Origin of the sequence: Coprococcus sp. RTP21281st1_F1_RTP21281_210402, from assembly GCF_040915325.1 — a bacterium.
In the GTDB taxonomy this organism is placed as follows: domain Bacteria; phylum Bacillota; class Clostridia; order Lachnospirales; family Lachnospiraceae; genus Coprococcus; species Coprococcus aceti.
In genome coordinates this window covers 37,911-56,441 of the sequence record NZ_JBCPDQ010000006.1, presented here as the reverse complement: position 1 = coordinate 56,441, position 18,531 = coordinate 37,911, and the positions used below count along the sequence as shown (strand labels likewise).

11 protein-coding genes and 2 pseudogenes are annotated in these 18,531 nt (G+C 46.6%); 3 read left to right on the top strand and 10 right to left on the bottom strand.

Annotated features, from left to right (window positions below; genetic code table 11):
* The 4 genes and pseudogenes from AB5150_RS09715 to hisA form a co-directional block, all read right to left on the bottom strand.
* A pseudogene (locus tag AB5150_RS09715) lies at positions 1 to 269 on the bottom strand (hybrid sensor histidine kinase/response regulator); the annotation flags it as partial.
* A 232-nt stretch (positions 270 to 501) separates the two neighbouring features.
* Complete coding sequence (locus AB5150_RS09710; RefSeq protein ID WP_368291751.1) at positions 502 to 3,549, bottom strand: YfhO family protein; 3,048 nt, start codon at positions 3,547 to 3,549, stop codon at positions 502 to 504.
* An 85-nt stretch (positions 3,550 to 3,634) separates the two neighbouring features.
* The gene (locus AB5150_RS09705) at positions 3,635 to 5,908 is read right to left on the bottom strand and encodes a glycoside hydrolase family 9 protein (RefSeq protein WP_368291750.1); all 2,274 of its coding nucleotides are present in this window, start codon (positions 5,906 to 5,908) and stop codon (positions 3,635 to 3,637) included.
* 1 nt (position 5,909) lies between these two features.
* Positions 5,910 to 6,686: a phosphoribosylformimino-5-aminoimidazole carboxamide ribotide isomerase gene (gene hisA, locus AB5150_RS09700; RefSeq protein ID WP_368291749.1), complete on the bottom strand. Its 777-nt coding sequence runs from the start codon at positions 6,684 to 6,686 to the stop codon at positions 5,910 to 5,912.
* Positions 6,687 to 6,877: 191 nt separating this feature from the next.
* Here hisA and AB5150_RS09695 point away from each other — a divergent pair, with 191 nt between their 5' ends.
* Together AB5150_RS09695 and AB5150_RS09690 are read left to right on the top strand one after the other, a co-directional pair.
* Positions 6,878 to 8,290, top strand: a complete 1,413-nt coding sequence (locus tag AB5150_RS09695; protein ID WP_015534300.1) for an AAA family ATPase — start codon at positions 6,878 to 6,880, stop codon at positions 8,288 to 8,290.
* Between the two features lie 42 nt (positions 8,291 to 8,332).
* A complete protein-coding gene (locus tag AB5150_RS09690; protein ID WP_022217511.1) occupies positions 8,333 to 8,992 on the top strand; it encodes a YesL family protein in 660 nt (219 codons plus the stop codon).
* On the opposite strand, the gene AB5150_RS09685 is transcribed toward AB5150_RS09690, so the two are convergent.
* From AB5150_RS09685 to AB5150_RS09665, 5 genes are all read right to left on the bottom strand, one after another.
* Positions 8,989 to 9,720, bottom strand: a complete 732-nt coding sequence (locus AB5150_RS09685) for a ComF family protein (RefSeq protein ID WP_015534301.1) — start codon at positions 9,718 to 9,720, stop codon at positions 8,989 to 8,991. The genes AB5150_RS09690 and AB5150_RS09685 overlap by 4 nt on opposite strands.
* Positions 9,717 to 12,059 carry an ATP-dependent RecD-like DNA helicase gene (locus tag AB5150_RS09680; protein WP_055146199.1) on the bottom strand — a complete coding sequence of 781 codons (2,343 nt, stop codon included), beginning with the start codon at positions 12,057 to 12,059 and terminating at the stop codon, positions 9,717 to 9,719. The genes AB5150_RS09685 and AB5150_RS09680 overlap by 4 nt, the downstream gene beginning before the upstream one ends.
* Positions 12,060 to 12,098: 39 nt before the next feature.
* On the bottom strand, positions 12,099 to 13,091 hold the full coding sequence (locus AB5150_RS09675; protein WP_015534302.1) for a rod shape-determining protein: 993 nt from the start codon (positions 13,089 to 13,091) through the stop codon (positions 12,099 to 12,101).
* A gap of 14 nt (positions 13,092 to 13,105) precedes the next feature.
* Positions 13,106 to 15,613, bottom strand: coding sequence for a PAS domain-containing protein (locus tag AB5150_RS09670; protein ID WP_368291748.1), 2,508 nt, complete (start codon positions 15,611 to 15,613; stop codon positions 13,106 to 13,108).
* A gap of 145 nt (positions 15,614 to 15,758) precedes the next feature.
* A complete protein-coding gene (locus AB5150_RS09665; protein WP_015534304.1) occupies positions 15,759 to 16,652 on the bottom strand; it encodes a hypothetical protein in 894 nt (297 codons plus the stop codon).
* A gap of 161 nt (positions 16,653 to 16,813) precedes the next feature.
* Between AB5150_RS09665 and AB5150_RS09660 the strand changes: the two genes are divergently transcribed.
* Positions 16,814 to 17,569 (top strand): hypothetical protein, encoded by a 756-nt coding sequence (locus AB5150_RS09660; RefSeq protein ID WP_015534305.1) that lies wholly within the window; start codon positions 16,814 to 16,816, stop codon positions 17,567 to 17,569.
* A 111-nt stretch (positions 17,570 to 17,680) separates the two neighbouring features.
* On the opposite strand, the pseudogene AB5150_RS09655 reads toward AB5150_RS09660, so the two are convergent.
* Positions 17,681 to 18,531, bottom strand: a pseudogene (locus tag AB5150_RS09655) (hypothetical protein); the annotation flags it as partial.

Sequence of the window (18,531 nt, the reverse complement as noted above, 5' to 3'; positions counted from 1 at the left end):
CCGTTGACAGGATCATTAACGATCCTCGCCTGTGCAAATCCTATAGGAAGGTTCATGAAAAGCTTCTTATACTTATCAGACTTTCCTGCTGATCCCATGTTGCCATCTCCGAATACCAGTAATACCAGAACAGCAACGACCGCTGCCAGGACGCCACATATAATAGCTCCCACACCTATACCGGCGACTCCCAGCACTCCCGCCAGCAAAGCCAGAACAGCCATGGCCAGTGCAAGCGGCTTAATCCCAATTTCCTTAATTTTGTCCATTAATGCACCTCTGTTTCTATAAATATTGCGTTTGCCACATAGACACTCCTATGCATATCCACATGGATACATTATATTATAAATAATTATTAAGGTCAACGCTCATATAGTTTTTTATGCTGAATAATGTACAAATTTTCTCTGTTATTTTGTACATATTGGACTACTTTTTATGACTTTTCAGCCATTCCACCTCGTTATTATGTATATTTTATCTTTCTACAGATCTGCATTACTCTATCGCTGCTTCATCATCTGTCCGATCCTCATCCTCTGGCTTACCCTTTTTACTTCCGCGCTTCTCCTTGATGGTCTTCGCATTCATAAGCAGTGCAAACACAAGCCAGCCGGCAAATGTGAATATCAGGCCGCTCTTGAGTCCTCTAGGGAAATACTTGAACTCTATCACATGGTCTCCCTTCTCAAGATCCAGTGCGATAAATGCTCCCGCAACAGTCTGTATATCGGTCTTTCTGCCATCAACATAGGCAGTCCAGCCCGAATCATATGGTATGGATGTGAACATCAGGCCAGCCTCATCGACTGATATATGTCCCTTCACATATCCATCCTCAAATTTGTTGATATTTAACTGATTGTCAGCCCATCCCTCATACGCCTGGTCAAATGCAGCACCGTTGAGAGTGGCTATCGTAAGTCTTGCAGATGTATTGTCAGGTACACCCGCAGAGAAATAATACTCGACCTCCACGTTGGTTCCCTTTATCAGATGTCCCACATGGTATGTCTGGTACTGAAGTCTCTCGTAATTCTGCTCCTCACCGTTCACATATATCCTTATCTTGGTGATTCCATTGCAGTTCGCTATGATGTACAGATCATTCTGTTCCTCTGTTATGTCAAAGCTGAGTCCAAAGCTCACGATACCCGGTGTGATATCGGAAAGTCCAAAGTATTCACTGTACGGATTGTCATGTGTTATCGTGATGTCATTTGAAGAGCCAGTTACCTCCGGATATATCTGGCTGAACGTACCAGCCACCCCAGTCGACTTTTCCACGAAATTATTTATACTGTCAAACATATTCGATGCGTCAGAAGTCCAGTCTTTCAGCTCGTTATTCACCATGAAGCCCAGCTTGAGCGCCCGGCTGTTCTGGTATACATCAACGCCATCCACTGTATCCACATAGTCCATATCGTAGGACATATGCTCATCCTGTCTCCTGAACAAATATCTTATGCCCAGAACCGAACTTGACACCGGATTTGCTCCGTCAAACAGGAACTCATTGGCACCTGTGTAGAAACCAAGTCCGTGCATGGCATTCACAAGGTCATTTGAAACCGTCGAACCAAACAGGCTGACTCCCTGCATATTGTAATAGGTAGATTCATCCACCACCTTGGTGTTGTTGAGCTCCGTTCTATACGGAAAATGGCCTGTCTTAACAGAATCTATAGCGGCCTGCACACTAGCAGCATCGCCATAGTAATCCGGTATGTTCACCGTTCCGTTGCTCTCGTATCCCTTTGCCGCGCTGAACACGATCTCAGTCAGACACAACACTGAAAGTATAGCTGCCACTGCGAATCTGCCTTTGCCGCGGACAAGTCCCAGCACCAGGATTCCCGCCGAGTACACAGCAAACAGCACCCATGTGAGGATAATTACCGTCCTGTCCATATCAATATTCTTGTCTGCATAAACCAGTAAACCGAACGCCACGATGATTCCCAGGGCTATTCCCGGTATCTGCTTCTTGTCTGTATTTGCAATGGCCTCGTATCCCATGCTCAGCAGAATGAAGATGAACAGGAATGAAAATCTGTTCGGGATTCCGTACTGATCATGGAAGCCGTGCCATATATAGTTGAGCAGCGTATTGTTGAAGCTCATCATGAGAAATACGATCAGTATCACATTCTTAAGCTTCTCGTACCATTTGATCTTTGTATTGAAAATATATATTCCTATCAGCAGTATGGCAAATGTACCGCAGTACAGGTTCACACCGCCGTCAAACTGCTGGCTCTTTATCGGCTCAGTCAAGACAAACATCTGCTTTATCATATCCCATATGCTTCCGTACCACTCCCATTTAGGGAAATGTCTGGTGGCAGACGCCGTGGTGTTAATCCCGATATAAGCCGGGATCAGCAGAAACGCAGACATAGCCGCAGCCATGACAGATGTTCCCGCAAATCTCAAAGTGTCCTCTGCGCCCTTGTATATGTTCTTGTGATTGGTGAGTATAAACTGGAGAACCAGGAACACACATATCATGAAACATATATAGTAGTTACACAGAAGTCCATAGAACAGACTGAGTGTGTACAGTCTGTAGTTGCTGCCGTCCTCCATCATCTGCTCGAAGCCCTGCATGATAAGCGGAAGTATCAGTATACAGTCCATCCACATGAGATTCCATGAATATCCTATGACATAGTTGCTGAGTGCATATGCCACAGCAAATGGAATGATGAGCAGGTTGTTCTTGTTCCTGCACTTGTATCCAAGATAGCTCGCCATGGTCATACCGGACAGAGCTATCTTGATACTTATGAGCACGCACATCGCTATGTACAGATGCTCCCTACTGAACAGCACGATTATAAAGTTCAGAGGACAAGCCATATAGTAGGCGATTATGTCAAGCAGATTGCTTCCCATGCCTATGTCCCATGTATAGAACAGGCTTCCCTCGTTCACCAGTTTGTCATGATAATCAGAGAAGAATGGCAGATACTGGTGAAGACTGTCCACCATGGTAAGGCTGTGTCCGCCAAATGGCCCTATCTCCGCCACCACCCACAGCACGAACATAAATATAGCCGGGATGATAAAAGCGATTATCATGATATAGTTGTCAGCCAATATATCCTTTACAGGCTTTTTATCCTTCTTAAATACGAAGCATTTGCTGAATATATAGTTTATTACAAGTACAACTACCTGAATTATTATCTTTGATATAAACTCATTGTATCTGAAGGAGTCGCACAGCAGGTTGGTTCCAACGACCTCCACCACCATGGCAAACAGACGCATGCCCACAAATGATATGAACTCCCTTATGATCCGGCCTACACTCTTCCTCTGCTCCGACCTGAACACGTAAAATCCATTTGCAAAGTAGGCAAATAATATGGCAAGCATTATCGCTATGATATTCGCCGCACTTCGCGACAGATCCGTCACAAGTCTCAACACAAAGAATGATACAAGATTCACAGCCGTGGTCATTCCTCCGGCTATAACATATCTGACCATCTCTTTCTCCATAAGCTTTTTTATTTTGTCTACATATTCATTCATATTTCCATACCGATTCCTTACATGATATTCAATAGTTATATCAAATATGATGTACTAATTATAGTTACATATTCTTAAATATTCGCTACTTGAAGTTCGCAAGAAGATATACAAGAGGTGAATTCCAGTAGATCGTTACCTCATTACATGAATAACTCTGTGCGTTGTCGACATAGCATCTTTCCTTTGGAATCTTTGCAAGAACAGCCTTCGCATATGGATCCTCAAGGTTTCCATCGGCACCGCCCACAAGCATTCCAGGCATTGCCTTGCCCAGTGACTCTGAAGGTCTGTGGTGTGGATTCTCAGGAGTCTGTGAACCATATCCTGTCACATAACAGTAGCTGACTGCATTTCTTCCAAGTATATAGTTGAGCTGGTCTGCCGCATAGTCCACATATGAATCGTCGCCCAGAACCTTTGATGCCATGAGCAGAAGGATTCCGTTATCCGCAACGACCATGTTGCTTCCCCATACATAAGAGCCGCCTGTTGTTGAACCGAAGCCGCTGCCGGCATAGTTATCTACAAGCTTGTCAGCACCCTTCTTAAGTATCTCCTTCTCTGCTGCGCAGTCCTTTACATTTACACAGTAGTCATATATTCCATAATATCCGACATCCGCCCATCCAAGGCCGTACTTAACGCTTCCCTCGATGGCTGTCTTCACATAATCATTGTAGCTCTCATCACCTGTTGCGATATACAGCTCCGCTGCTGCCCACAGGTACTCATCGCTGTCATTGCTGTCAGGATACTCACCTGTAACTATGCTTCCAACGTTCTTAAAGCCTGCATCTCCCTGATGCTGCTCAAGATACTTCCATGCCTTCTGAGCTGCAGCAAGACATGAATCTGCAAATGCTGCATCGTACTTTCTGTATACAACTGAAGCCTTTGCCATAACAGCCGCAAAATCGCCTGTTGCTGTGTTGGATATAGGTGAGAGTATCATCTGTGCAGTCTCCTCAACAGCAGCCACCATCTCAGGGAACACCTCTCCGGTAACCTTGTGATAAACTCCGCCGCTGGTCTCATCCTGCATCTTGAGCATCCAGTCAAGCTCGTATCTGACCTCATCCAGAACGTCAGGAACACCGTTGCCGCTCTCAGGTATTCCGATAGCGTCGTCCTTTGCCGCATACTCTGAATCCTCATATGTAAGGAGCAGATCCTGTACCGCCTTTGCGCCCGGAACAACATATCTTCCGTAGTCTCCGGCATCATGCCATCCGCCGGTCACATCCTTTGCAACATCTGAGCCGTACACTATGGCAGTTCCCGTGTGACATGCAGCGTGTGCAAAATCACCGGCTATGGCTGAATCAAGCTCTGTTCCACATCTCTGGTCATAGAACATGAGCACTGACGCCTTGTATATATCGTCATACACGCCATCCCCAACAGGGAACTCGTATGATTCTGCTCCGGTGTCGAGAACTATCTTGTATGTACCCTGATCCTTGACATCAGAGAAATCTATAACCGCACATTTGTCGCCCACAGCAGGATCGTAATCCCAGCCAGATACGTCACCCTTGCTGACTACCTTGTCATCAGCGACGCTCTTTACCTCGTAGCTCTTGGCGTCTCTGTCAGTCACTGTGGCAAGCTTCTTCGCATCCTTGCCGTAACCCATCTGGTTGATGCCAACCAGCTTTGGATCAGGAATACCCTCAACGCTCTGTGCGCTTGAGGCGTCAACTACAGTGAGCTTGATATTGTCAAAGTATACCTTGTGAGGCACGCTGTCATCACCAACACCCTCGAAATGTCCCAGATTCATACACATTCTAGGTGCCGGATCCGATGCCTCACTCATGGTGAACTGGTTGGATATGTGCTGTGTCTCAGTGCCTATCGTTATGTCATCCATCACATAAGCGTGGTAATCACCGCCATTTATCTGAAGTCTATACTGAATTCCTCTCTCAATGGTGCTGTGCACGTCAAATGACAGCTCATACACACAGTCCTGGTTGAGCTCAAATCCGTCATAGTATATCTGGTTCGCATAATCCAGGCTTCCTGTTCCGGTTATATCCAGACACAGTTCTCCGTTCTCTGCTCCGAGTACGGCCTGTCCGCCATTTGAATATGTATGGCACTCGTCCGTGTCATTGTCATCAAAGTTCAGGTCTATCAGGACATCCCCTGCCTTGACCTCTGTCTTCTCCTGTTCAGCCTCCTCCGAAGCAGCCTCCTCTGTCTTCTCCTCCGAGGTCGCAGCCTCGCTGGTCTCCGCCTGGCTTGTCGCCTCTGTCACATCGTCCTTGCCCTGACCTCCGCAGCCAGCCAGCATGGACATACCCATAGCCGCAGCCATCGCAATGGCCAGTACCTTCTTCATCTTTGCCATGTTAACCCTCCATAAACCTTATAATCTCCTGAAACGCCATATGTCCCCCAAAGATATCCAGTGCACTCCCTATGGTCACGTCTATCCTGTTCCTTCCGAGACTTCTGAGCTGTTCCAGATCGTCAAATGATGCCACACCTCCGGCATATGTCATCGGCAGCTTTCCCCATCTTCCAAGCATGTCCGCAACATGGGTCTCTATGCCTGACGCCTTGCCCTCCACATCCACCGCATGAACGAGATACTCGTCGCAGTATTCTGAGAGCCGGTCAAGCGTTGCCTCCTCCACCTTTACATTTGTAAATTTCTGCCATCTGTCAGTGACAATATAATACTCTCCGTCCCTCTTCCGGCAGGACAGATCCAGCACCAGATGCTCTCTGCCCACAGCCTTCTCAAGTGCCTTCAGGTTGTCGTAGTTGATCTCTCCATCCCTGAACACAAATGATGTGGCTATGACATGTGACGCACCCATATCTATGAACCACTGTGCATTGTCAGCATTTATTCCCCCGCCTATCTGCAGTCCTCCCGGATATGCAGCCAGAGCGAGCTGTGCCTGTCTTACATCGGCGTCATAGTATTCGCTGGACGCAGGATTGAGAAGTATGATATGACCACCCTTAAGTCCATAGCTTTTGTACAGTTCAGCAAAGAAGTCTCCGTCCTTCTGTGATACAAAGTTTTCATCTGCTCTGTCACCCTCATCACAGAGACTGCCTCCAACTATCTGCTTTACCTGTCCATTGTGTATGTCTATGCATGGTCTGAATCTCATATCGTCTGTCTCCTGTCGCTTTTGTCACCTTTTGGTGTAAATTTTGCTCATATAACTGCTATTTTATCATACAAAATACAAATATGACACAATAAATGGATTAACCAGGCAAAACTTTATTTGATTACATGGGCCAAAGGCTTTACAATAGATACAATTATGTGCTTTATGGAAAGGATGGGGAACAACTTATGAATTACTCACTAAAAGCCGAACTGGACAACTGCTATTCCTATGCCGATTCGCTGGACAACGACGGCTACGGTGCGCGCCAGAAGACAGGACTCAAGACAAGAGAGATGCTTCAGTTTGACCTGCTTCAGTTTCTTGCATATCTGTCCAGCTCCGACCAGGCAGAACTTACCCTGGAGATAAAATTTGTCCGCGAATACCTGAACCAGCACTTTACAACAGACAAATTCCGCACATTCAAATATGAGAGAACAACCGGGGATTTTGCCGTGACACCACCTAGATCCCTTACATATTTTGTACAGGGCGATCTGGCCCGGGCAAAGGTAAATCCCAGATCAGTATACCGTTCCAGAGATTACGTCAGAATGTTCAAGCTCATGGGTCAGGAATTCATCGCCTGCAACAACATGACTGACGACAACGAGATAGCAAGGCTCACAGGCTACTGCCTCATGCTCGACAAATATCTCAAGTCCATGAACCTGTACGCCATAGATCCAAGCCCACTGCTCGACAAGTACAACGCACTCCCAAAGAGTGCTTCCCCAGTCTCACAGACTCCGGCTAAGTCGACAGCTTCCGAAAGGGCTGAACCCGTCAAGGATGTGGACACTCTTCTCGAGGAACTGAATTCCATGACCGGTCTCGAGAGCGTGAAGAAGGACATCACCAACCTCGTAAACCTTCTGAAGATCAAGAAGCTCCGCGAGGAAAACGGCATGAAACAACCGTCCGTATCTCTCCACCTTGTATTCTCCGGCAATCCGGGAACAGGAAAGACCACGGTGGCAAGACTTCTTGCAAATATCTATAAGGGTCTGGGCATACTGTCAAGAGGACAGCTTGTCGAGGTCGACAGAGGCGGACTTGTTGTGGGATATATTGGTCAGACAGCCGTCAAGACAACCGAGGTCATAGAATCAGCCCTCGGCGGGATCTTATTTATAGATGAGGCTTATACTCTCACCGCAGGCAAGGGTGAGAATGATTTCGGCCAGGAGGCAGTGGACACGCTGCTCAAAGCTATGGAGGATCACAGAGATGATCTCATAGTCATAGTTGCCGGCTACCCGGATCTCATGGAACGGTTCCTGAGCTCCAACCCGGGACTTCGTTCCAGATTCAACAAATTCATCACATTTGAGGATTACACCGGGGACGAGCTTATGTCCATCTTCGAGAGCATGTGTTCCAAGCAGGAATACAAGCTGGACGATGATGCCCGCGCATACGCCTCAGAATACTGGCACGACAAAGCCGCACATCACGACGATACATTTGCCAACGCCCGTGAAGTCCGTAACTTTATGGAATCCGCCATATCCAGGCAGGCCACTAGAATAGTTTCCATGGACAACATTGACGTAGCCACACTTGAGACCCTTACAAAGGAAGATCTGATGGCTTAGGCTTGTAATTTTTTTTGGATAAAGAAAGAGAGGTATTTTATTTTGAACAGATCATTATCGACAGATAATCCTATCATGAATTTTCTAACCATAGTGTGCGATATAGTAATATTGCATTTTCTGTGGCTGCTGACTTCCTTGCCAATCCTCACGATAGGTGCATCGACCACAGCACTCTACTACACCACCATGAAATGCATCAGAAACGGTCAGGGCGGCGTGGTCAAGCTGTTCTTCAAGAGCTTCAGGGAGAATTTCAAACAGGCTACAGGGATAGGAGTTCTGGCTCTGCTTGCCGGTGTCCTGTGTGCATTTGACATGTGGTTCGCCGTGAGCAGGAACATCAAGAGTATGCTGGTCATATTCACCATCATGTCACTTATCTACCTGTTCACTGTCCTGTATGTATTCCCACTTCAGGCGCAGTTTGAGAACACAGTCAAAGCGACCATCAAGAACGCATTCCTCATGTCCATCAAGAATCTTCCATGGACACTTCTCATGGTTGCGATAACGGCAGCGATCGCAGCGGGATGCTATTTCAGCTCCACCGTGCTCGGTCTTATGCTCATATGTGTCGCAGGACTTCACGCTTATCTGTGCTCACTGGTATTTGTACACATCTTCAACGAGTACATGCCGGAGGAGGAAGAGAAGAGCGACGAGGACTTCCATATAGTTGACGATACAGACGAGGACTAACACCCCTTGCCAACACATACAGATGAATAATATACATGGCGTGCGCCGGCTTTCTTCAGAAGGCCGGCGCACACGTCTATGGTGACACCGGTTGTATATATGTCATCCACAAGCAGGATATTTCTGTACTCCGGGTACACTCTGCCTATGTCCATGGATGTCTTTATGTTGTTTGCCCTCTCCAGGTTGTCCAATTTCTTCTGCGGTGTGGTGTACTTTCTTCTCACCAGCATATCCTCACAGAATGGAAGCCCCAGTTCATCAGCGACAACCTTCGCCAGTACAGCCGCCTGATTGTAGCCGCGCTGTCTCTGCTTTCTCCTGTGCAAAGGTACACAGGTGACCGCATCTATTCCATACCTTCTGACATACGGGCGCACCTTCTCCGCCATCTGAGCTCCGTAGAAATCACAATATTCTTTTTTGTTATGGTATTTTATCGCCAGAACACTGGCTTTGACGGGTTCCACGTAATTAAATACGGGGAAACCTCTTTCGAAATTTCTTGAATGTTTTTCACAGTCCAGACAGAGCTCCCGCTCTTCACTGTCGACCTCCTTGCCGCACACCATACATGACGGAGTCTTCACATAGGGAAGGCTGTTATGCCCTCTGCATATCAGCCCTTCTCCCATCGGAAGCACCTCGTCACATATCGCACACCGGCGGGGATACAGGAGATCCGTGAGCAGTCGTCCGAACCCGAACTTATCTGCGCATCGTTTCATCTTCTCTCCATCTCCCTGAGTCTCAGTGCAAATGAGGTGTATCTCTTCTGTTCATCCTCATTGTCTATCATCGTATTTACCAGTCCTATATTGCCCACTATGACCACGCTTCTTCTGGCTCTCGTCACCGCCGTATACAGCAGGTTTCTGTTCAAAAGCTTAGGTGGGCATCTGAGAAGCGGGATCACAACCACGGGATACTCACTTCCCTGCGACTTATGTATGGTTATCGCAAATGCATGCTCAAGCTCCTCAAGCTGGTTGTATGGATACTCAGTCTGTCTTCCATCGTCAAATTCCACCACGATCCTCTGCTCGTAGTCGTCAACAGCCTTTACAAATCCAATATCGCCGTTGAACACTCCGACTCCTTCCTCCTTGGCAAATCTGCCCGACGGATCCAGTATCTTCCACTCCTGCTTGTAATTGTTCTTGACCTGCATGACCTTATCGCCCTGTCTGAACACCACATCGCCCCGGTCATGCTCGGGTTTTCCGTGCCCCTCCGGATTGAGGACATCCTGAAGCTGCTTGTTGAGGTTCTCAACACCCATATCATACTTACGCATAGGTGTCAGCACCTGTATATCCGATTTATCCACACCAAAATATGATGGAAGCTGCTTTGTCAGAAGCACCTTGAGCTCTGCCACGATCTCATTGTAGCCATTCCTTGGAACAAAGAAGAAATCCCTGCTCTTGTTCTTGATCTCCACATGCTCTCCATCCTTTATCCTGTGGGCATTGCCTATGATATCGCTGTCCTCGCCCTGTCTGTATATCCTGTCCAGCACCGACACGCTGAACACACCGGACGCTATGATATCCTTGAGCACATTTCCCGGGCCAACTGACGGAAGCTGATCCGAATCACCCACAAGCACAAGTCTTGTGCCCGGAGCCACAGCCTTGAGCAGACTGTAGAAAATGCTGCTGTCAACCATGGACATCTCATCTATTATGATAACATCGGCCTCAAGTGGATTGCTCTCATTCCGCATAAATGTATACGCAGAAGTCTCTTCTCCTTCCACTCCGCCCGTAAGCTCGAGCATTCTGTGTATGGTCTGTGCTCCGTATCCTGTGGCCTCTGTTATCCTCTTGGCTGCACGTCCTGTAGGCGCAGCGAGAACTATCTTCATCCTGAAGCTCTCGTATATCTTGATAAGTACATTTATGATCGTTGTCTTTCCGGTTCCGGGGCCTCCGGTTATGACCGCAACGCCGTGATCCACGGCATTTCTTATGGCAAGTCTCTGGGCATCAGCCAGCTTCATATTCTCTGACTTTTCTACCGTCTCAACAACCTTGTCTATCTTGAGCTTTGCCTTTGAGAAATCTATGTTGAGCTCACACAGAAGTCTTGCCGAATTGAGCTCCATATAATAATTAGGTGCTGCATACACGGCATTTGTCACGTTTGACTCTGACTCCGTATCCAGCAAATCCATGTCTATGTCAGCCACCGGATCATCAAGGCTCACATCTGGGAGCTCCCCTGAATCTGGATCGTCCTTCAACTCCTTTATGATTATCTTGCCGGCAACGCTGAGCTCAAGTATCTGATTGCATATAGACATCTCAAGCTCCGGATCATATGGCATGTACTCATTCATCAGCAATGAATATGTCTTGTCTACCAGCATCTTCTGGGGAATATACATATGGCCAAGTCCATTTGCACCGGATAGGGCATACATAATAGCGGCTCTTACCCTGAAATCCGAATCTCTTCCGATACCAAGTCTGTCCGCAATCTCGTCCGCTGTCCTGAATCCAACGCCCGTTATATCCTCTGCTATCTTATAGGGATTTGTCCTCACTATGTCGTACACTTCGTCACCGTATTCATTGTAGATCTTTACAGCGAGGTTCACCGGGATATTGAGACCGGTCAGGAACATGAGCGCATCCTGCATCTCTTTCTTCTCGTTGTATGACACGGCAATGTCTCTGGCCTTCCTCTCTGATATTCCACGTATCTCCGCAAGGCGCTCCGGCTCTTCCTCGATTATCCTGAGTGAGTCCATGCGGAACTTCTTCACTATACGTTTTGCCAGAGCCTCTCCGACACCCTTTATGATGCCCGAACCGAGGTACTTCTCAATACTGAGCACATCATCCGGCATCTTGATCTCACATGAGGTGAATTTGAACTGCAAATCATAAGTTGGATGCTCTACATAATCCCCCTCCGCCGATACATAGATCCCCTCTGCAACGCCGTGAAGATTCCCCACAAAAATATCTTCGCCGTCCTCGCCCTCAACGGCGAAGACGGCGTACCCATTGTCTTCATTCTTATATATAACTTTCTCTACGTAACCTTCTCTTACCAAGTTTTCTCTCCTCTGAAGACTGAGTCCTCAGCTCCTGTCTTAATTGTTCTTCTCGCTGAGAAGCTCGATGTACTTTCCTGTACCAATGGCCACCGCTCTGAGTGGATCCTCCGCTGTCATGGTGGTTATTCCTGTCTTCTCCTCAAGCAGCTCCTCAAGTCCGTGGAGCAGCGCACCACCACCAGTCAGAACTATACCACGATCTGCAATATCAGCAGCAAGCTCAGGAGGAGTTCTCTCCAGAACTGAATGAACAGCTTCACATATCTGGGACGCAGGCTCACGAAGTGCCTCCTCCGTCTCATCCGATGTGACCGTAACAGTCTTCGGAAGACCGGTTACAAGGTTTCTGCCTCGTATATCCAACGTTATATTCTCAGGTCTTCTGTAACATGTACCTATCTTGATCTTGATCTCCTCGGCGGTTCTCTCTCCTATGAGAAGGTTATGCTTCTTTCTCATGAATCTGACAACTGCCTCATCAAAATCATCTCCGGCCACCTTAATGGATGCACTGACAACAGGACCTCCCAGAGAGATGACTGCTATATCGGCAGTTCCACCACCTATATCAACTATCATGTTACCACATGGTCTGTATATATCTATTCCTGCGCCAATGGCTGCTGCCACAGGCTCCTCAATTATAGACACATCCCTGGCACCGGCCGCATAAGTTGCATCCTCAACTGCCTTCTTCTCAACCTCTGTAACCTGAGAAGGTACACATACGCTGATCCTAGGTCGTCTTCCAAAATAACTCCTTCCGACAGCCTTCTGTATGAAATACTTGAGCATCTTCTCTGTTATCGTATAATCAGAGATTACGCCCTGCCTGAGAGGTCTGATGGCCACTATATTACCCGGAGTTCTTCCAAGCATAAGTCTCGCCTCTTCACCAATAGCCACTATCTTATTAGTATCCCTGTCGTATGCAACTACTGAAGGCTCCTTGAGTACGACTCCTTTGCCTTTCACATACACCAGTATACTGGCTGTACCTAAATCTATACCAATATCTGCGCTTGCCATCACAAGTCTCCCTTCTATTCGTTCACGTCCCTTAATATTACAAGAGATGCATTGCTGCCGTCAAGCCATTTCATGCTAACTTCAGTCAAATCCATGATCTTGTCGAGACTTCTTATATAGCTTCTCCAGTTGACCTCCTTGCTGTCCGTAGCCAGATGCTGATCCGGACCTCCCATGAGCTTGTACTTATCTCTGAGATTCTCTATAAGGAGCTTACTGTCCTTGTCTGTAAAATCATATCCAAGCATATCGTTCAGAGTCCTGTTCGAGAACAGCACTCTTCCAGTATCAACTTCTCTAATAAATATACCCTCATCAATATAGTTATATGTATCGAGGAGAACACTGTTTATGCGTTTAACGCTGTCATCGCTCTCTATCTTCTCAAGGGCACTTCTGAGTACATCACCTGTCTGCTTTACAAATTCAATCTCCTCTGTGGTCCACAATTTGTTGATAGAGGTATTCGCCAGCACAAATACCGCTCCATAATTGCCATTGACATACACAGGAACTGCGGTAAAGCTCTTAACAGGACCCCCTGACATGATCTTCTTAGCTGCTTCATCCATATGCTTTGCATCTATCACAAGGTATCCCTTGTCCACCAGCTTGCCCGAGCCCTGACCATTCTGCCATGATCTGAACTTCATGTTGGCGCGCTGCCACTCTGTCACATACTCCTCCGCAGACATGCTCTGATTCTTGGACCAGATATACTGGCAATCCAGATCTCCCTGCTTGTCCTTCACATACAGGGCTGCCACGTCAGCATTTAAGACCTCGCCCACCTGTGCTATCACGTCATTGATAACCTGCTGGGAGCTCTTATCTGAAGTGTTCAGGGCATCAAGCAGAATCTTCTGCCACTGCAGCTTGTTCTCCATTATGACCTCCTCTGACTTGGCACGGATCGCCTCCTTTGCCAGGATCTGAGAGCTGAATGCGTATTCGGAGAAAATGCGTCCAAGCTGCCACTGCACCTTGTATACGCTCTCCATTTTCTTCGCATCCTCGTCATCATATGAGCAGCATATCCATGTTGCCACATGCTTGCCATCTATCATGATCGGTGCACCACAGATCATACTTCCCGTGATGTCATCGTCCATTTCCATCATAACCGGAACATTGTTCCTGAGAACTACCTCATTTAACTTCATATATATCTGCTTATACTGAGGCTTCTCAAACATATCATAGAAATAACCCATATGCTTCTGAGGGCCGGCCGGCTCAACCATCTTCTTGCCCACAGGATCTATGATAGTTGTATAAAGTCCTGTGAGTGCAGAGAACGCCTTCGTTATCAGAGTCCACTTCTCGATATCTATCTGATTCCTTTCCTCATCCGACTGAGTATTTGTCTTCATAATGTATGAGAGCTTGTCATCGAACTCCTTCTTAGCGCGCTCAACACTGTTCTCAAGAGCCTTCTTGTCCGTAATATCAGATATAAAATACTCAACCGTGTATGTGTTATCAGCCGCCTGTGTCACAGAGCTCTGGGACTTCACCCAGATAACCTCGCCTCTGTCGTTGACTATCCTGAACTCTTCCTCGTAGTCCTTGTCCTCGCGCTTCGTGGCGTTTCTGACATTCGCCATAACCCTGCTTCTGTCCTTCGGATGGATATAATCCTCTATGAGTCTGTCACCAAGCTTGATGGCATCCACATTTATTCCCATCTGCTTGGCGTTCGGGGTTATATACTTGAAGATCGGTCTGCCATTCTCGTACTGCTGTACCATGACAAAGCTCTTGATCTTAGACATGGCAGATAATATATACGCCGCCTGATCCTCATTGTATCCAGTCTCCTTGTCCTTTATGAACAGGAGCTCTATTCCATCCATGTCGCCATCTGTGGTTCTCACGATGTGACACTTAAGTCTCATCTTATTTATATCTCTGTGAGCTGATACGATCCTAGTCTCCATCTCAAAATCATCCACTCCGGTATTCTGAACCTTGTAGAGCTGTCCGATCAGAAGATCATAATCACTCTTAGGGAGCAGGTCGCTGAGTCCCACCAGCCCACTGTAGAAATTGCCATCTGTATATCCATACTCAGATATGTTCTTAGATACGTATCTCGTTCTCCATACACCCTCCGGCTTATACAGATACAGAGCTATAACGCCTATATGGTTTATGATCCTCTCAAGACTCACGCTTCCTATCGTAACGTCTGATCGAAGCTCAAACAATACCATATACGCCTTCTTGTCACCATATTCAAACTGGTTGACAAATCCACTGACTACATATCTGTCCTTGTCGTTAACTATAAGTCCAAGTCTGTGCCATATGATAGCCTTCTTGTCGTCAAGTGTCGGCCAGAACTCATCGCTGACCATAAACTTATCCGGCTCCATGGCAATGGATTCAACATCCGAACCCACGATCTTAACTGCGGCATTGTTTATGCTGAGGACTTCACCATCCTCGCAGAACACAACCGCAGGATATTCAACTATTCCCAGAAAATCTGAATAACCACTAAGTCTGTTTATCTCCATAAATATCTCTCCATATATCCACTGCACAAGTGCAGTTTTATCCCATTATTATACACCCCGTATATTATTTACCCCTTAATGCACATAAAACTTTCCTATGTCCCATCACATAGAAAAGTTTCATGTTACCATATATCATATATTACTACTGTGCATCCTCAGCATCACTAACCATAGCAGTTGCCTCGCTCTTCAGTCCGGTAAATGCCTTGTCGGCAACATCCTTTGTTGAAGCACATGCAGAAATAACATTGTCCAGCGATGACAGAAGATCTGACATATATCTGCTTACGCTCTCGCACTCCTTCTTCACATTGTTGCGAAGTCTGGTTGCATCATCTGTGGCTGCATTTCTTGTATTGGCAGCATCCTTCTGAGCTTCCTCTCTCATAACCTTGCACTCGTAATCTGTCTTTGCCGACAGAGCCTCTGCATCTGCGTGAGATTTATTTCTTGTCTTCTCTGCCTCTGAGTATGCCTCATCCTTCATGCTGTTGCACTTTGCCTCGGTCTGATCATACATCTGCTGGCACTGTATCTCTGTATCTGTCTGGAGCTTTGTGCATCTCTCCTTGACATCTGTCTCGTATGCCTCGAGCTCTGCAGTTATAGTATTCTTCTTGTCTGTGCACTCCTTCTCAGTCTGTGCGATCAGTGCGTCTGCGCTCTCACGGGCCTCAAGAAGTGTTCTTGATATTGACTCGTATCTTCCTGCATTCTCAAGCTCTCTCTGCTTGTATGCATTGATCTGCTCCTTGAGTGACTCTATCTCGCTCTCCTGCTCTGAATTGGTCTTCTTGAGAGTCTCTATGGTCTTGGAAGACTCTGTCATATTGACCTCTCTCATGGTCTTGAGACTCAGAACAGCCTCGCTGAGCTTGTTGACGTTCGCCTTAAGCTCCTCTACTTCTTTATTGTGCTTTTCCTTAAGTTCATCAATATAGTAATCAACGGATGCCTTATCATATCCACCAAACTTCACTGTCTTCAGTGATTCTACTCTATCGTCAGTTACAACATCTTCTACCTGTTTTGCCATGACCTTACCTCCGAAAAACTAATCCTATTGTAGATACTCCGTAATTATAGCACACATAATTCTGTAAGCAAAGTATTTTTACCTTTTATGATTACAAACCACTTTTTTTATGCTATATTGTAACTGCTCATTGAATTTAAATTTTACGGAGGATCATATAGATGAAACACCATTCAAAACTTGTCATATTAGGTCTCGCGGCAACCCTCGTGATGACATCACTCACAGGCTGTCTTCACCGCAAGAAGACCACCTATCAGACATACATGCAGAACATTCTCGACGTCAACTACAAAGGAAGCTTTGACGGATACGTGAAGGACAACGACGGCTCCGAGGAGGACGCCTCAGCCATGTACAGCGACAGCATAGATTATCTGGCCGGCCAGCTCATCAATCATTACTCACTGAACAACGCAGAGACAGACGAGGTGGATGCTATATTTGACGAGACCGCAAAGGTCATCTACTCCAAGGCCAAATACGAGGTGTCAAGAGCCTATAAGAGCGGAAGCGACTACTATGTGGACGTGACCGTGTATCCTATGGACATTCTCAATCAGGCATTTGACGATGTGTTCGCATATATCGACGACTATAACAAGAAGATCAGCGCCGGCGATTTCAACAACACCACAAAGGAAGATTACGAGAAAGAATTTGCCCAGGGCGTGTCGGATATCCTTCAGAATAAAGCCGCAGACATGGATTACCGCAGTCCTGTTGTGGTCTCTGTGAAGATAACCGATGACGGCGACTATTACTGTGCTGACCCGGCGGGGCTGTCCCAGGTTGATGCATCCATGCTTGCAATAGAGGGTTCCCAGCAGAGCTCAGGCTCTGACAGCTCTGACAGCTCAAGCGAGGACAGTTCAGACGAAGGCGATATCTCCTCGGGTGGCGAGACCGCCGAGTAACTATATGCATTAAGAATGTGTCTTAAGAATATACATTAAGAAAAGCTCAGCCTGTGTGATTTCTACTGAATCCATCACACAGGCTGAGCTTTATATATATGTTATCTCCGGCTACTTTCTCACCCTGACTGACTTTGTCTTGCTCCATGCTGAGTAGCATCTTGTGCCAAACTTGTTCGAAAAGCTTCTAACCCTTACATAATATGTTTTTCCGCCTTTAATCCGCTGCTTTGCTCCAAGACTCGCAGTCGTCTTGCTTCCACCGCTTAACACCGTGAATGCATATGTACCCTTTTTAAAGTTTGATGTTGTTGAATACTGGATCTGATAGCCATCTGCGCAGCTTATCTTTCCCCACTTTAATCTTACAGACGCAGCCGATGGGCTCTTTATCTGGCTTATACCTGGTATCTTCGGGCTGACAGTAACAGGTATTATCTTCTTCACCTTCACATGATTCGAATCTCCAGCATATACGGTGATGTTTGCCTTGCCTATATACCGGGCTGCGATCGTTATTGTTCCAGCAGAGTCTACCTTTACAGCTTTTTTATCCGAGCTGTAGCTGAGCTTTCCGGCACGTGCGCTCACGCTCTGTGAAATAGATATTCTCTTCGAGCTGGTTGACATCTCTATTCTGTAGCTGCGCTTTTTCAGCGTTATGCTGTTCGGCGCCTTTTTGATCGTAAAATTGATCGTCTTCTGTCCCTGATATGTGCCAGCGCCTATAATTACAGCCTCTGCTGTTCCGGCTGCTTTGTTCTTATTGTATGAAACCGTATAATCTGTATCCTTCTCCAGCGTTTTGTCGCCAAGCTTTACTGTTACAGCCGGCTTCTTCGAATTACCATCATATGTATATTCTGTCTTGTTAAGTGTAACCTTTGCTGACGATATGCTCTTACGCGTGAGCTTTGAGCCATACGCATAGCTAGTCTCACCCTTTTCTCCACAGTATACAC

Bases quoted from the DNA above. Each gene is read 5' to 3' on its own strand.
- AB5150_RS09710 (WP_368291751.1), bottom strand. From the start codon at position 3,549: ATGAATGAATATGTAGACAAAATAAAAAAGCTTATGGAGAAAGAGATG.
- AB5150_RS09705 (WP_368291750.1), bottom strand. From the start codon at position 5,908: ATGGCAAAGATGAAGAAGGTACTGGCCATTGCGATGGCTGCGGCTATG.
- hisA (WP_368291749.1), bottom strand. From the start codon at position 6,686: ATGAGATTCAGACCATGCATAGACATACACAATGGACAGGTAAAGCAG.
- AB5150_RS09695 (WP_015534300.1), top strand. From the start codon at position 6,878: ATGAATTACTCACTAAAAGCCGAACTGGACAACTGCTATTCCTATGCC.
- AB5150_RS09685 (WP_015534301.1), bottom strand. From the start codon at position 9,720: ATGAAACGATGCGCAGATAAGTTCGGGTTCGGACGACTGCTCACGGAT.
- AB5150_RS09675 (WP_015534302.1), bottom strand. From the start codon at position 13,091: ATGGCAAGCGCAGATATTGGTATAGATTTAGGTACAGCCAGTATACTG.
- AB5150_RS09670 (WP_368291748.1), bottom strand. From the start codon at position 15,613: ATGGAGATAAACAGACTTAGTGGTTATTCAGATTTTCTGGGAATAGTT.
- AB5150_RS09665 (WP_015534304.1), bottom strand. From the start codon at position 16,652: ATGGCAAAACAGGTAGAAGATGTTGTAACTGACGATAGAGTAGAATCA.
- AB5150_RS09660 (WP_015534305.1), top strand. From the start codon at position 16,814: ATGAAACACCATTCAAAACTTGTCATATTAGGTCTCGCGGCAACCCTC.